The 14,654-nt window shown below is 76.5% G+C and carries 11 protein-coding genes; 8 read left to right on the plus strand and 3 right to left on the minus strand.

Translation table 11 applies throughout. The features are described from left to right. Window positions 1–58: 58 nt before the first annotated feature. The 6 genes from Q5530_RS29190 (at window position 59) to Q5530_RS29215 (ending at window position 4,656) form a co-directional block, all read left to right on the plus strand. Entirely contained in the window at window positions 59–433 is a 375-nt protein-coding gene (locus Q5530_RS29190) for a hypothetical protein (protein WP_380632066.1), read from the plus strand. 39 nt (window positions 434–472) lie between these two features. Beyond that, the gene (locus tag Q5530_RS29195; protein ID WP_415366021.1) at window positions 473–1,561 is read left to right on the plus strand and encodes an S-(hydroxymethyl)mycothiol dehydrogenase; all 1,089 of its coding nucleotides are present in this window, start codon (window positions 473–475) and stop codon (window positions 1,559–1,561) included. After that, window positions 1,558–2,187 carry an MBL fold metallo-hydrolase gene (locus tag Q5530_RS29200; protein WP_415366022.1) on the plus strand — a complete coding sequence of 210 codons (630 nt, stop codon included), beginning with the start codon at window positions 1,558–1,560 and terminating at the stop codon, window positions 2,185–2,187. Before Q5530_RS29195 ends, Q5530_RS29200 begins: the two co-directional genes overlap by 4 nt. A 94-nt stretch (window positions 2,188–2,281) precedes the next feature. Further along, window positions 2,282–3,049, plus strand: a complete 768-nt coding sequence (locus Q5530_RS29205) for an alpha/beta fold hydrolase (RefSeq protein ID WP_415366023.1) — start codon at window positions 2,282–2,284, stop codon at window positions 3,047–3,049. A gap of 93 nt (window positions 3,050–3,142) precedes the next feature. Beyond that, a complete protein-coding gene (locus Q5530_RS29210; protein ID WP_415366024.1) occupies window positions 3,143–4,345 on the plus strand; it encodes a PP2C family protein-serine/threonine phosphatase in 1,203 nt (400 codons plus the stop codon). Between the two features lie 86 nt (window positions 4,346–4,431). Further along, on the plus strand, window positions 4,432–4,656 hold the full coding sequence (locus Q5530_RS29215; RefSeq protein ID WP_415366025.1) for a hypothetical protein: 225 nt from the start codon (window positions 4,432–4,434) through the stop codon (window positions 4,654–4,656). A 6-nt stretch (window positions 4,657–4,662) separates the two neighbouring features. On the opposite strand, the gene Q5530_RS29220 is transcribed toward Q5530_RS29215, so the two are convergent. Beyond that, the gene (locus Q5530_RS29220) at window positions 4,663–5,832 is read right to left on the minus strand and encodes an alpha/beta hydrolase family esterase (RefSeq protein ID WP_415366026.1); all 1,170 of its coding nucleotides are present in this window, start codon (window positions 5,830–5,832) and stop codon (window positions 4,663–4,665) included. Window positions 5,833–5,969: 137 nt separating this feature from the next. Continuing rightward, on the minus strand, window positions 5,970–9,311 hold the full coding sequence (locus Q5530_RS29225) for a BTAD domain-containing putative transcriptional regulator (RefSeq protein ID WP_415366180.1): 3,342 nt from the start codon (window positions 9,309–9,311) through the stop codon (window positions 5,970–5,972). Between the two features lie 168 nt (window positions 9,312–9,479). On the opposite strand from Q5530_RS29225, the gene Q5530_RS29230 reads away from it, so the two are divergent. After that, on the plus strand, window positions 9,480–10,352 hold the full coding sequence (locus Q5530_RS29230; protein WP_415366027.1) for an alpha/beta fold hydrolase: 873 nt from the start codon (window positions 9,480–9,482) through the stop codon (window positions 10,350–10,352). A 78-nt stretch (window positions 10,353–10,430) separates the two neighbouring features. Then, a complete protein-coding gene (locus Q5530_RS29235) occupies window positions 10,431–11,843 on the plus strand; it encodes an FAD-dependent monooxygenase (RefSeq protein ID WP_415366028.1) in 1,413 nt (470 codons plus the stop codon). On the opposite strand, the gene Q5530_RS29240 is transcribed toward Q5530_RS29235, so the two are convergent. Then, entirely contained in the window at window positions 11,827–14,565 is a 2,739-nt protein-coding gene (locus Q5530_RS29240; RefSeq protein WP_415366029.1) for a BTAD domain-containing putative transcriptional regulator, read from the minus strand. The genes Q5530_RS29235 and Q5530_RS29240 overlap by 17 nt on opposite strands. Window positions 14,566–14,654 lie beyond the last annotated feature (89 nt).

A 14,654-nucleotide genomic window follows, 5' to 3' on the forward strand; every position in this document is an offset into this window, starting at 1 on the left:
GCGGCCGGGCCCGGCTCCGACCGGCGGCCGCGGGCGGAGGTGATCTAGCATCCGCTGGGTGGACCGGACGAGGGTGGGCGCGTGGGCCGTGGTCGTGCTGGTGGTGGCGCAGGCGCTCGCCTCGCTGGTGTCGGTGGACGCGGACGGGCTGCGCGGCACCGGGGTCCTGCTCAACGCGGCGGCGGGCGCGTCCGCGGTGTGGCTGCTGCTGCGCCCCGGGCGCAACCGGTGGCCGCTGACCGCGTGGGCGGCCGGGTTCTTCGGCTGGCACGCGGTCGGCCTGGCGACCCTGGCGGGCCTGGTGACCACCGAGCTGGACGCGGTGTTCACCGGCTCGTGGCCGAGGGAACCCGCCACCGCCTACCAGGCGGTGCTGCTCACCCTGGCCGGTTTCGCCGTCCACCTGCTCCTGCCCCGGCCCGCGCGGGACTGACCCCCGCACCCGACAGCACTTCATCGAGGAGGCAATCCCGTGGCTCAGACGGTTCGTGGTGTGGTGGCCCGGAGCAAGGGCGCGCCGGTGGAGGTGGTCGACGTCGTGGTGCCCGACCCGGGGCCGGGTGAGGCGGTGGTCCGGGTGCAGGCGTGCGGGGTCTGCCACACCGACCTGCACTACCGCGAGGGCGGCATCAACGACGAGTACCCCTTCCTGCTGGGCCACGAGGCCGCCGGTGTCGTGGAGTCGGTGGGCGAGGGCGTCTCCGACGTCGCGCCCGGTGATTTCGTGGTCCTCAACTGGCGGGCGGTCTGCGGGTCCTGCCGGGCGTGCCTGAAGGGCAAGCCCTGGTACTGCTTCAACACCCACAACGCCGCCCAGCCGATGACCCTGGCCGACGGCACCGCGCTGTCCCCCGCGCTGGGGATCGGGGCGTTCGCGGAGAAGACCCTCGTCCACGCCGGGCAGTGCACCAAGGTCGACCCCCGGGTGTCCCCCGCGGTGGCGGGCCTGCTGGGGTGCGGGGTGATGGCCGGGCTGGGCGCGGCGGTCAACACCGGCAACGTCGGCCGCGGCGACTCCGTGGCCGTGATCGGCTGCGGCGGCGTGGGCGCGGCGGCGGTGGCCGGGGCGCGCCTGGCCGGGGCGACCACCGTCGTGGCGGTGGACCTGGACCCGCGCAAGCTGGAGTGGGCGACCGGGTTGGGCGCCACCCACACCGTCAACGCCCGCGACGAGGACGTGGTGGCGCGGGTCAAGGAGCTGACCGGCGGGTTCGGCGCGGACGTGGTGATCGACGCGGTCGGCCGGCCGGAGACCTGGAAGCAGGCCTTCCACGCCCGCGACCTGGCCGGGACGGTGGTGCTGGTCGGCGTGCCCACGCCGGACATGCGGCTGGAGATGCCGCTGCTGGACCTCTTCTCCCGCGGTGGCGCGCTGAAGTCCTCCTGGTACGGCGACTGCCTGCCCTCCCGCGACTTCCCCTACCTCATCGACCTCCACCTCCAGGGCAGGCTGGACCTGGACGCCTTCGTCACCGAGACCATCGCGCTGGACCAGGTCGAGGAAGCCTTCGCCAAGATGCACCGCGGCGAGGTCCTGCGCTCGGTGGTGGAGTTCCGATGAGCACCCGCGTCGACCACGGCGTCACCCGCGGCACCTTCAGCCTCGACGGCGAGACCTTCGACGTGGACAACAACGTCTGGGTGATCGGGGACGACGAGGAGTGCGTGGTCGTCGACGCGCCCCACGACGTCGACAAGGTCCTGGAGGTGGTGGCCGGGCGCAGGGTGCGCGCGATCCTGGCCACCCACGCCCACGACGACCACGTCCGGGTGGCGCCCGCGCTGGCCGCGGCCACCGGCGCGCCGGTGCTGCTGCACCCCGACGACCTGGTGGTGTGGCGACTGACCCACCCCGACACCGACCCCGGCGGCGAACTGGCCGACGGGCAGGTCCTCGACATCGCGGGCACCGGGCTGCGGGTGCTGCACACCCCGGGCCACTCCCCCGGCGCGTGCTGCTTCCACGTCCCCGAACTGGGCGCGGTGTTCACCGGGGACACCCTGTTCCGGGGCGGGCCCGGCGCGACGGGGCGGTCCTTCTCGGACTTCGACACCATCGTCGGCTCGATCTCCCGGCGGCTGCTGACGCTGCCCGCCGACACGGTGGTGCACACCGGGCACGGCGACGACACCACCGTGGGCGCGGAGGCGCCGCACCTGTCGGACTGGCTCAGCCGGGGCCGGTGAGCGGGCGGGGAGCGGATCACGCACCCCGCCCGACCGGGTTTGACTGTCACCCGAAGCGGTGAACCGGTGGTGCGTGACCACCGGGAGCACGCGCGTGCAGGACAGTCGACAGCCGCACCGGGTCCGCTGGGACGGCGGGATCCGCAGCCTGGAGGCCGGGTCCGGTCGGGAGGACGGCCCGGTGGTCGTCCTGGTGCCGGGGCTCGGCGCGCTGGGCTACCTGACCGACGCGCTGGCGGGCTGCGGCGGGTGGGCGCGGTCGTTCCTGCTGGACCTGCCCGGGTTCGGGCACCGGCGGCCGCGACCGTGCGCGGCGGAGGTCCGGGCGGTGGCCGCCGCCGCGGCCCGGTGGCTGGACCTGGTGGTCGGCGACACCCCGGTGGTGCTGGTCGGCCACTCGACCGGCGCGCAGGCCGCGCTGCACGTCGCCGCCGACCACCCGGACCGGGTGGGCGCGCTGGTGCTGATGGGGCCGACGTTCCCGCCGGAGCAGCGGCGGTTCCCGGCCCTGTTCCGGGCCCACTTCCGCAACTCCCGGCGCGAGCCGCCCGGCCTGGTGCCCCTGACCTTGCCCTACTACCTGCGCGGCGGACCCCGCGACCTGGCCCGGTTCGTCCGCTCCGCCCAGCACGACCGGCCCGAGCAGGTGATCACCGGGGTGCGCTGCCCGACGCTGCTGGTCCGCGGCGAGCACGACGCGTTCTCACCTCACGGGTGGGTGGAGCGGCTGGCCGAGGCCGCCCGCGACGGGTGGGCGGAGACCACGGCGGGCGCTCACACCTTCCCCCACCAGCACGGCGGGGCCACCTCGGCGCTGATCGCGCGGGCGGCCCGGCGGGCGGGGATGCTCGGCGATGGCTGAACCCGGCGGGGCTGAACCCGGCGGGGCTGAACCCGGCGGGGTTGAACCCGGCGGTGAGGGCTACCCCCCACCATGGGTGCGGAGCGGACCGCGGTGAACCCCCGAGGCTGGCACGAGGTGCTGCGGCGGGTGATCGACGACTCCCACCTCGCCACCGCCGACGACCTGATCGGAATCCTCGACAGGGCCACCGCCGCCGTGGGCGTGGTGGCCCGCCCCTACCTGGTGGACCTGGCGCAGCGCCGGCTGCACCCGGTGGTGGGCGGACCGGCGCTGCCGGTCGACTCGACCGACGCCGGCCGCGCCTACCGCGACCTGGAGATCCTGGGCGACGCGCAACCGCCGGGGCTGTGGCTGCCGCTGCTCAACGGCACCGAACGGCTCGGCGTGGTGCGGGTGGACCTGCCCGCGGGCGCCGACCCGGACGACCGCGAGCTGCGCGGGCACTGCTGGACGCTGGCGGGTCTGATGGGCCACCTGGTGCAGAGCAAGCAGCACTACAGCGACCTGTTCCACCTGGTGCGCCGCCCCAAGCCGCTGTCGGTGGCCGCCGAACTGCTGTGGCAGGTGCTGCCGCCGCAGACCTTCGCCTCCGAGCGGGTCGTGGTGACCGCGACCCTGGAGCCCTACGACGAGGTCGGCGGCGACGGCTACGACTACGCCGTGGACGCCCGCCACGCCTACGTGGCCGTCGTCGACGCCATGGGCCACGACATGCACGCCGGCCTGACCACGGCGGTGACCCTGGCCGCCACCCGCAACGCCCGCCGCACCGGGCTGGACCTGGCCGGGGCCGCCGACCAGGCAGACCGGAGCATCACGAGCCAGAACGCCATCGGCCGGTTGAGCTTCGCCACCGCCGTGCTGGCCCGGCTGGACCTGGCCACCGGGGTGCTGGAGTACCTCAACGCGGGCCACCCGCCGCCCGTGCTGTTCCGCGACGGGCGCGCGGTGGGTCAGCTGGAGGGGGCGCTGCGCACCCCGCTGGGCCTGGGGCACCTGAACCGCGAGGCGGCGCGGCCGGCCTCGGTGCGGCTGCGCCCCGACGACCGCGTGCTGTTCCTCACCGACGGCATCGTCGAGGCCCGCAGCCCGTCGGGCGAGCTGTTCGGCCTGGACCGCCTGATCGGGCTGACCGAGGAGCACGAGGCGGCCGGGCTGCCCGCCCCGGAGACGCTGCGCCGCATCACCCGCGCCGTGCTGGAGCACCAGCACGGCCGCCTCCAGGACGACGCCACCCTGCTGCTGCTGGAGTGGAGCCCGGACCGCGCGCACGCCCTGCTGCCGTCCACCTGACCTGCGTGGTTGCCGCGCCGGACGCCGGGTACCCGAGCGCACCGCTCGCGGACGGCGCGGCGGGCCCGGCGTCGGAGGTCCTGGTCATGGCCCACCCATCCCTCCCCCAACGGGGGTCGATCGTCACCTACCTCAACCCCGACGTGTTCGCCCCGGAGGCGTTCCTCACCGGCGTGGTCACCGGGACACCCCTGGTGGACCCCGAGACCGACCGCGCCTGGGTGTCGGTGCTGCTGCCCGGCCGCACCACGTTCGTGCTCGACGCGGCCAACATCGTCGAGGTGCGGCCCTCGGTCAGCCCCGAGACCTGACCCGGGTCACAGGGGTGAGCAGTCCGGCTTGTCGGTCCACCCCGCCGAGCACCGGTAGAGCGTGAAGGCCGCGAGGTAGCCGTACCGGGCGCCCAGGGTGTTGTAGTCGGCGACGCCGACGCGCCCGGCGACGTAGTGCTGGGTCGCGGTGCCGGAGGCCGTCGCGGTGTACGGGGGTCGCGGGGTGGTGCCCGTGGAGGTCGTGGTCGGGGTCGGCGAGCCCGCGTCCAAGCCCCAGAAACGGCCCATGTGGTAGGCCGAGCAGATGTTGACGTCCAGGACGTAGGCACCGACCGCGCCGCACTGCGCGGGCCCCGAACCGGGGTCGACCGGGTGGCCGTGACCCATGCCGGTGATCCGGTACAGCTCCACCACCCCGCCGTACACGCGGTGCGGGTAGCCGGCCACGGTGTCGCTGACCTCCGGGGTCTGGTCGGTGCCGTGCACGTCGGTCCACTGCTCCACCAGCTCGTCGGCGTTGGCGGGGACGACGGTGGTGTCCGCGGTGCCGTGCCAGATGGACACCTTCGGGCGCGGCCCGCCGGAGTGGGCGGCGCGCACCCGGTCACCCCACTGGGCCGGGGTCAGGTTCACCCCCGGGCTCATGCACCCGTACGCCTGCACCACCGAGGTCGCGCAACCGTGGGGCAGACCCGCGACCACGCCGCCGCCGGAGAACACGTCGGGGTAGGTGGCGAGCAGGACCGAGGTCATCGCGCCACCCGCGGACAGGCCGCTGGCGTAGGCGGCGCCCGCCCCCGTGTCCTGGCGGGTGCGGTCGACCATCTGCTTGATCGACAGCGGTTCCCCCGCGCCGCGCCGCGTGTCGCCGGGCTCGAACCAGTTGAAGCAGGAGTTGAGGTTGTTGCCCGTGCGCTGCTGCGGGAAGACCACCGAGAAGCGCCACTGCTCGGCCAGCTTCGTCCACCCGGTGCCGGCGGCGTAGGCGGTGGCGTTCTGGGTGCAGCCGTGCAGCGCTACGACCACCGGGCGACCGGCGGGCAGGCCGTCGGGCACGTAGCGGAACATCTGGAGGTTGCCGGGGTTGGTGCCGAAACCGGTCACCTCCTGGAGCGAGGCGGCTCGGGCCGGACCCGCCGAGGACAACCCCACGACGGCCACCGCGGCGACCACCGCGGCGGTCAGGACCGCGGTGGCGGGGCGACGAACGGACATGACGCGACCTCCCCGTTGAGGATGAGCGACGACCGCCGCTCGCGTTGCGGTGAATCGTAAGGACCACCGGGGCGGGTTCGCCGTGGTGCGCGCCACCACTCCCGCCGGCGACGGGGTATCGGCACGCCACACTCCACTCAGGACTTGAGGGCCCCGGTCGTGGCGAGCGCGGTGCGGGCGGCGGACGCCCAGTGGGGCGCGCCGGCGCGGTCGGCCACGACCAGCGCGTGGCGGTAGTGGTCGGCCGCCGACCCGTGGCGGCCCAGGACGCGCGCCAGGTCCCCGAGGTGGTGGGCGACGGGCCGCAGCGCGAGCATCCCGCTGCCCGCGCCCGCCACCTCGTCGGCGGCCGGCGCGAGGTCGGCGTACAGGCGCTCGGCGGTCGACCGGTCGCCGCGCCGGACCGCGACGGCGGCGTGCAGGCAGGTGCGGGCCTCGTAGAGCAGGTCGCGCGGCGAATCGGGGACGGCGGTGCCCGCCGCCGGGTCGAGCAGGGGACGGCACCAGGGCTCGTAGGCGCCGAACCCGGTGTCGGGCGCCGGGGGCTCGCCGCGCTGGAGGTGGTGGCACAGCAGGGCGAACGACAGGATGCCGCCGTCCACACCGGACATCCCCGTGCCGGCCAGGTGGGCGGCGGCGGCGCGGTAGGCGGCTTCCACCCCGGCGGTCCGCCCCGTGGCGGCGGCGCGCATCGCCCGGTACCAGCGGGTGAACACGCCCACCAGGGGCAGCCGGTGGTCCTCGCCCAACCGGTCGGCCGCCGCGGCGTGGCGGTCGGCGGCGGTGAAGTCGGCCAGCGCCGAACGGGCCTGGAGCAGGACCAGGTGACCCAGGACCTCGAAGGTGACCAGGTCGTGCCGGCGGGCCAGGTCCACCAGTTCGGCGCCGGTGCGGGCGCGGTCCGGAGCGAGGCCGGCGCGGTCGAACGACTGCATGAAGCGGGCGTTGAGGGCGAAGGCCAGCAGTGCCGGGTTCCCCGACTCGCGAGCCAGCGCCTCGGCCTCGCGGGCGGCGGCGCGGGCGCGGTCACCGCCGGTCGCGCGCAGCTCCAGGGCGAGGGTGGCCAGCAGGCGGCCCCGGGTCTCGGTGCGGTCGGGCGGGAGGGCGGCCAGGGTGCGCTCGGTGATCCCGGCGATCCGGCGGGCCAGGTCGGGGTCGTCGTGGTCGGTCCAGATCGCGGGCACGTCGAAGGCGCCGATCACGCGGGCGGTCAGGTCGGGATCGCCGAGGCGGTCGGCGAGTTCGACCGCCTCGGCGCGGTGGTGGCGGGCCCGGTCGAGGTCCCCGGTGACGGCTTGGGTGCGGACCATGCCCATGACCAGTTCCAGCCTGGTGGCCGGGCCGTGGGTGTCGGCGGGCCGGTCGGTGGTGGGCTGGTCGTGGGCGGCCGCGCGGTCGTGGGCGGCGAGCGCGGCCTGCCACCACCGCGCCGCCTCGTGCGGGGCGCGGTGGCGTTCGGCGCGCTCGGCGGCCTCCCGGGCGTAGCGGGCGGCGCGGGCATCGGTCTCCGGGCTCTCGGCCAGCAGGAAGTGGTGGGCCAGCGCGTCCACCGCCCACGGGCGCAGCCGCTCCAACGCCTCCCCCGCCGCGGCGTGCCACCGGGCCCGGCGCGAACCGGACACGTCCTGGTGCAGCGTGTCGCGCACCAGCGCGTGGGCGAAGCCGAACCGCCCCGGACCGCGCTCGACGAGGAACCCGCGCCGGGCCGACACCTCCGCCGCGTCGAGCACACCCGGACCGAGCAGGACCGCCAACAGCTCCAGGTCGAGGTCGCCGCCGATCACCGCCGCCCACCGCAGCACCTCGCGGACCGGCTCGGACAGGCCCGCCAGCCGCAGCCGCACCACGTCGCGCACCCCCGGCGGCACCGACTCCGCCCAGCCCGACCCCTCCGCCGCGACCAGCCGGGCCAGCTCGCGCACGAAAAACGGGTTGCCGCCGCTGCGCCGGTGGATCGCCGCCGCGGTGGCGGGATCGACGTCGTGGCCGGTCGTGGCGCGCACCAGCGCCGGCACCACCGCCGCGGGCAGACCACCCAGGTAGAGGCGGACCGGTTCGGCACGGGCGACCCGGCCGAGCAGGTCGGCCAGGGCCGCGGGGACGTCGGTGGTGCGGTAGGTCGCCACCACCAGCACCGGGTGGGCGGCCGAGTCGGTCACCACCGAGGCCAGCAGGTCCAGGGTCTCCTCCCCCGCCCAGTGCAGGTCGTCGAGCACCAGCAGCAGCGGGGCGCGGCGAGCCACCCCGGCCAGGTGCGCGCCGACCGCGCGGTGCCGGTGGAAGCGAGCCACCAGCGGATCGCCACCGGCCGGGTCGTCCTCCGCCGGCAGGCCGTGACCGGCGGCGGCCAAGGCCTCCAGCACCCGGCTCCACGGCCACGCCGCGGGCAGCCCCTCCGCATCCGGGTTGGCGCCCCAGGCGGTGATCCACCCGCGCGCGCCCAGGAGCCCGGCGAACGCCTCCGCCAGAGCCGTCTTGCCCGCCCCCGCATCACCGGACACCAGCACCAGCACGGGCCGCCGCAGCCCGGCGGCCCGCTCGGCGGCGGCGACCAACCCGGCCACCTCCTCCGCCCTGCCGACCAACGCGGGCGCGCCCCCACCGCCCGCCGCAGCCTCCGCCGCCCTGCCGACCGACCCGGGCACGTCCCCACCGCCCGCCACCACCCCCGGCGACCCGCCCACCCCGACCAGGTGAGGCGCCTGCGCCAGGACGTCCGCCTCCAACCGCCGCAGGTCCGGGCCCGGGTCCACCCCCAACGCCTCGGCCAACCCCTCCCGCGCCCGGCGCAACGCACCCAGCGCGTCACCCTGCCGACCCGCCCGGTACAGCGCCAGCGCCAGCAGCCGCCACGCCTCCTCCCGCCAGGGGTGCGCGAGGACGTGCGCCTCCAGGTCCGGCACCGCCACCGCCGCCCGCCCCAGCTCCACCAGCGCCCCCGCCCGCCGCTCCAGCGCCAGCAGCCGCAACTCCTCCAACCGCGCGGCCTCACCCCGCGCCCACGGCAGGTCCGCGAACTCCGCGTAGGCGGGCCCGCGCCACCACCCCAGCGCCTCCTCGACCCGCGCCAACGCCGCCCCGGCGGACAACTCCCCCGCCCCGACCACCCCAGCTCCGACCACCCCAGCTCCGACCACCGCCGACCCGACCACCGCCGCCTCGAACCGCCACGCGTCCACGGCCCCCACCTCCGCCCGCAGGGCGTACCCGGGCGGCGCGGTCACCAGCAGCCGAGCCGGGGCGCGCGGCGGCCGATCGGGTTCCAGGGCCCGCCGCAACGCCGCCACGAACGTCCGCAGCGCGCCCACCGCACCCGCCGGCGGCTCCTCCCACAGGTCGTCGACCAGCCGCTCCACCGGCACCACCCGGCCACGCGCGAGCACCAACCGCGCCAGCACCGCCCGGTGCCGCGGCCCGCCCACCCCCACCGGACCCCGGCCGTCCTCGACCACCAGCGGACCGAGCACGCCGAACCGCACCGACACCGACCTCCCTCCCGAGCCGCGCACTCTAACCCGCCCCCACCGCCCCGGCAGCCCCACGCCCGGCCACCGCCCACCGGCCCGCTCACCCAACGCTGACCGGTTCCTCATCGGCCCGGTCCACGCTGGTCACACCGCAGCCCGAGCAACCCAGGAAGGCCCACCATGCGCATCCCCGGCTTCCACTACCGACGAGTGACCGTCGCCGACGGCGTGGCGCTCAACGTCGCCACCGCCGGCGAGGGCGACCCCGTCGTGCTGCTGCACGGCTTCCCCCAGACCCACCTGATGTGGCGGCACGTGGCCACCGACCTCGCCGCCGACCACACCGTCATCTGCCCCGACCTGCGCGGCTACGGCGACAGCGACAAACCCGCCGACACCGACGGCCACACCTACAGCAAGCGCACCGCGGCCGGCGACGTCGTCGCCCTCGCCCGCCTGCTCGGCCACGACCGCTTCGCCCTCGCCGGCCACGACCGCGGCGCCCTGGTCGCCACCCGCCTCGGCCTCGACCACCCGGACGCCGTCACCCACCTCGCCCTGCTCGACGTGCTGCCCACCCTCGACACCTGGGAGGTGCTGCACGGCGTCACCGCCTCGGTCGCCTTCCACCTCTACCTCATGGCCCAACCGCCCGGCCTGCCCGAACAGCTCATCAGCGCCGCCCCCGACGCCTTCTTCGGCCACTTCCTCGACACCTGGACCCGCTCCCCCGACGCCATCCCGCCCGAGGTGCGCGCCGCCTACCTGGCCGCCTCCCGCGACGCCGTCACCTCGATCGTCGCCGACTACCGCGCCTCCGCCGGCGTCGACGTCGAGCACGACACCGCCGACAAGCGCGCCGGCCACCGGCTCACCATGCCCGTCACCGTCCTCCAGCAGGACTGGGGCGCCGCCCTCGGCTACGACGCCACCGCGCGCTGGCGCGCCTGGGCCGACGACCTGGAGCACACCACCGTGTCCTGCGGCCACTTCATGGCGGAGGAGGCCCCCGCCGACATCGTCAAGGCCCTGCGCGACCTGATGAACCGCTGAACCCGGCCCGAGCCCGCCGGCAGGTGCTGCCGGCGGGCCGGCAGCACGCTGACAGCGCACCCCGGCACCGTCCCCGTCATGGACACCCGAGTTCTCATCGCCGGAGCCGGCCCGACCGGCCTCACCCTCGCCTGCGACCTGGCCCGGCGCGGGGTCGACCACCTCGTCGTCGACCGCGACCCCGGCACGTTCCCCGGTTCCCGCGCCAAGGGCCTCCAGCCCCGCACCCTGGAGGTCTTCGCCGACCTCGGGGTGCTCGACCGGGTCCTGGACCACAGCGGCCCGTACCCGCCCGTGCGCGCCTACCGGGGCCGGGAGGTCGTGTGGGAGCGGTCGATGCACGAGGTCGCCCCGCCGCAGCCGGGCGTGCCCCACCCGACCCCGGTCATGCTGCCGCAGTGGCGGACCTGCCTCATCCTGCGCGAACGCCTGGCCGAGCTGGGCGGGCGGGTGGAGACGGGGGTGGAGCTGACCGGGTTCGAGCAGGACGGCTTCGGGGTCACCGCGCACCTGGGCGACCGGCGGGTGCGCGCCGATCACCTGGTCGGGGCCGACGGTGGCCGCAGCGCGGTGCGCCGGGGGCTGGGCGTCGGCTTCGCCGGCGAGACGGACGAGGACCACCGGCAGCTGATCGCCGACGTGCGGATCTCCGGCCTGGACCGCGACCACTGGCACTTCTGGACCGACGACGACGGGGTGCGACCGGTGCTCGCCGCGTGTCCCATGGCGGGCACCGACACCTTCCAGCTCACCACCACGCGGCTGGAGCACGCCTCCGTCGAGGACCTCCAGGCCCTGCTCACCGAGGTGTCCGGGCGCGACGACCTGGTGGTGGGCGACCTGACCTGGTCCAGCTCGTGGCGCCCCAACGTGCGCATGGTGGACCGCTACCGGGTGGGCCGGGTCTTCCTGGCGGGCGACGCCGCCCACGTCCACACGCCGGCGGGTGGCCAGGGCCTGAACACCGGCGTGCAGGACGCCTACAACCTGGGCTGGAAACTGGCCCTCGGCGGCGAGGAGCTGCTGGACAGCTACGAGGACGAGCGGCTGCCGGTCGCCGCCCATGTGCTGGGCCTGAGCACCGCCCTGTTCGGCCGGGCCACGGCGGGCGGGCGGGACGCGGTGGACCGCAGCGACCCCGCGCTCCGGCAGCTGGGCGTGCACTACCGCGACAGCGCGCTGTCGGTGGAGCTGCGCGCCGAACCCCGGTCGGTGCGGGCGGGCGACCGGGCGCCGGACGGGTGGTGCGGCGACCGGCGGGTGCACGAGGTGCTGGCCGGTCCCGGGTTCACCGTGCTGGCCTTCGGCGGGGCCCGCCACGACGGCGCGCACGTGGTCACCGACGCCCCGGCCTTCGACGTGCGCGGTGACGCGCTCGCGGTGGTGCGCCCCGACGGCCACGTGGGGCTGTTCGCCGACACCGCCGACGAGGTCGACGCCTACCTGGAGCGGTGGTCGCGGGCCCGGCTCCCGGTCACCGGCTCCCGGTGACGGCGGCGCGCAGGTCGGGGTTGTCGGTGCCCCGCACCCGCCCGGCGCGCTCCAGCAGCGCGATCGCCGCCGCGCGGTCGCCCCGGGCCGCGCACCACGCGGCCTGGTCCTCCAGCACGGAGGCCAGCGCCGGGCCGTCGTGGCTGCGCCGGGCCAGTTCGACGGCGAGCCGGTGGTGCTCCCCCGCCAGGTCCGGCTCACCGACTACGGCCAGCGTCTTGGCGTAGTTGCTGTGCACCACGGCCCGGAACTGCGTGGTGGCCGCGGCGGGGTCGAGCGCCAGGGCCCCGCGGTGCTGCTCCAGCGCGGTCGCGGTGTCCCCGTTCAGCCTCGCCAGCTCGGCCAGGCCGTTGCGCACGCGGGCCAGGGCCAGCGGGTCGTCCTCGCGCGCGGCGGCGCGCTCCGCCCGCTCCAGGTCGAGCCGGGCGCGGTCGAGGTCGCCCGTGCGGGCCCACAGCGCCGCCGACTGCACGAGCATGAGCACCGGGACGGCGGGCGCGTGGCGCATCGCCTCCGACAGCGAGCGCTGCGCCTCGGCGGTGGCGCCGCGACCCGCCTGGAGGGCCGACAGGAACATCAGCGGGTAGGCCAGTCCGAGGTGGTCGCCGGCGTCCCGGAAGCCCCGGGCCGCGGCGGTGTAGTGCCGTTCGGCGCGGGCCGCGCCGCCGTCGCCGATCTCGGCGGCGGCGTAGCCCCGCAGCAGCTCCGCGACCGCGCGCCGCCACGGGTCGTCCGCGCCGGCGAGCCGGTCGGCGATCCCGGTCAGGCGGGCGCGGTGGGTGTGGTCCCCGAGCACGGCCACGGCCAGGGCCGCCGGCTCGTCACGGGTCGCGAGGCGGTCCAGCAGCTCCGCGGTCGGGTCGAGCAGGCCCCGGGCCAGGTCGGAGTCGATGCCCGCGGCCCGGCTCCGGGCCTCCGCGAGCCGGGTGCGCACCAGCCAGTACCACAGCCGGGCCGCGAACAGCCGCGGCGACATCGCCAGGTCCAGGTTCGCCCCCTCGGCGGTCAGGCGGTCCAGCCACACCGACTGCTCGGGCCCGCGCAGCCGCGGTTCGGCTCGTTCGGCCAGCCCGGTGTAGTGGGCCGCGTGCCGGGCGCGGACCTCCGCCAGGTCGTCGACCGGCTGGGCGGCCGCGTACTCCCGGACCGTCTCCAGCAGGCGGTAGCGCTCGTCGACCTCCACCACCAGCGACTTGTCCACCAGGGACGCCAGCCGGTCCAGCGAACCGCCGGCGACCTGCTCGACGGCGTCCGCGGTGGCGCCGCCCGCGAACACCGAGAGCCTGGCCAACAGCCCGCGTTCGTCCTCGTCGAGCAGGTCCCAGCTCCAGTCGAGCACCGCGCGCAGCGTGCGGTGCCGGGCGGGCGCGGCCCGCACGCCCCGGTCGAGCAGGCCGAGCCGGTCGCCCAGGCGGCGCGCGAGCTGCGCCGGGGTGAGCGAGCGCAGGCGGGCGGCGGCCAGCTCGATCGCCAGCGGGATGCCGTCGAGCGCCCGGCAGACCCGCGCGGTGGAGTCGTCGGGCGCGAACCCCGGCCGCACGGCCCGCGCCCGGTCGGTGAACAGGGCGACGGCCTGCGCCTCGGGCAGCGGGTCGAGCGGGCGCAGCACCTCCCCGGTGACGCCGAGCGGTTCCCGGCTCGTGGCGAGCACGCGCAGCCGGGGGCAGCGGGCCAGCAGGTCGGCCGCGAAGACCGCGACCGCGTCCACCAGGTGCTCGCAGTTGTCCAGCAGCAGCAGGCCGTCGCGGTCCGCCAGGACGTCGGCGGGGTCGTCGGTGGTGCCGAGCGCGGTGCGCACCGCGGACCCGATGCCGTCCCCGGCGGTCACGGTCGAGAGGTCGACCGGCCACACCCCGTCCGGGGCGGTGGCGAGCAGGCGTTCGGCCGCCTCGACGGCCAGCCGCGTCTTGCCCGCGCCGCCGGTGCCGGTGAGGGTGACCAGCCGGGCGCCCGCGAGGGCCCGGACCACCTCGTCGAGTTCCCGCTCGCGGCCGACGAAGCTGGTAAGCCGGGCGGGCAGCGGTGAACGGCGAACCGGTGCGCGCAGGGCTTGCCGGTGGGCTTCGCGCAGTTCGGGGCCTGGGTCCGCGCCCAGCTCCTCGGCCAGCACCGCGCGGGCGCGTTCGTGGGCCGCGAGCGCCTCGGCCTGGCGGCCACGGGCGCACAGCGCGCGCACCAGCCGGGCGTGCAGCCCCTCGCGCAGGGGTGCGGCCGCCACCAGCTCCTCGATCTCGGCGACGAGGTCCGGCGTGCCACCCGCCGCCAGGTCCAGGTCGATCCGGGCCTCCACGGCGCTCAGCCGCAGCTCGACCAGGCGGGCTACCGGAGCCCGCGCGAACCCGGCGTCGGCGACGTCCGCCAGCGGGGTGCCCCGCCAGAGTGCCAGTGCCTCGCGCGGTCGCCCCTCGACCACGGCTCGGGCGAACACCTCGGTGTCGACGTCCTCGGGCGGGAGGTCCAGCCGGTAGCCGGTGGGGTAGGAGGTGATCGTGCGGTGGCCGACGGCGCGGCGCAGCCTGGAGACGAGCGAGTGGAGGGCCGCCGAGGGGTCGGCGGGCGCGGTGCCGGGCCACAGGTCGGTGATCAGCCGGTCGGTGGTGACGACCCGGCCGGTGTCGACGACCAGGCGGATCAGCAGCGCGCGCAGCATGGCTCCGCCGAGGTGGACGGGCGCGCCGTCCGGGCCGGAGACCTCCAGGCGGCCGAGCACCCTGATCCGCACACCGCCATTCTGGCAGCCGTTCGGTCGGGAGCCGGGGGTGGCGGGAGCTGAAGGCCGGCGGGAGCTGGGGTGAAGAGAACTGGGCGGTG

The organism is Saccharothrix sp. BKS2 (assembly GCF_047689505.1).
GTDB classification, from domain to species: domain Bacteria; phylum Actinomycetota; class Actinomycetes; order Mycobacteriales; family Pseudonocardiaceae; genus Actinosynnema; species Actinosynnema lopnurensis.

Excerpts from the sequence above, each read along its gene's own strand:
- Q5530_RS29200 (WP_415366022.1), top strand. The coding sequence starts at position 1,558 with ATGAGCACCCGCGTCGACCACGGCGTCACCCGCGGCACCTTCAGCCTC.
- Q5530_RS29215 (WP_415366025.1), top strand. The coding sequence starts at position 4,432 with ATGGCCCACCCATCCCTCCCCCAACGGGGGTCGATCGTCACCTACCTC.
- Q5530_RS29220 (WP_415366026.1), bottom strand. The coding sequence starts at position 5,832 with ATGTCCGTTCGTCGCCCCGCCACCGCGGTCCTGACCGCCGCGGTGGTC.
- Q5530_RS29230 (WP_415366027.1), top strand. The coding sequence starts at position 9,480 with ATGCGCATCCCCGGCTTCCACTACCGACGAGTGACCGTCGCCGACGGC.
- Q5530_RS29235 (WP_415366028.1), top strand. The coding sequence starts at position 10,431 with ATGGACACCCGAGTTCTCATCGCCGGAGCCGGCCCGACCGGCCTCACC.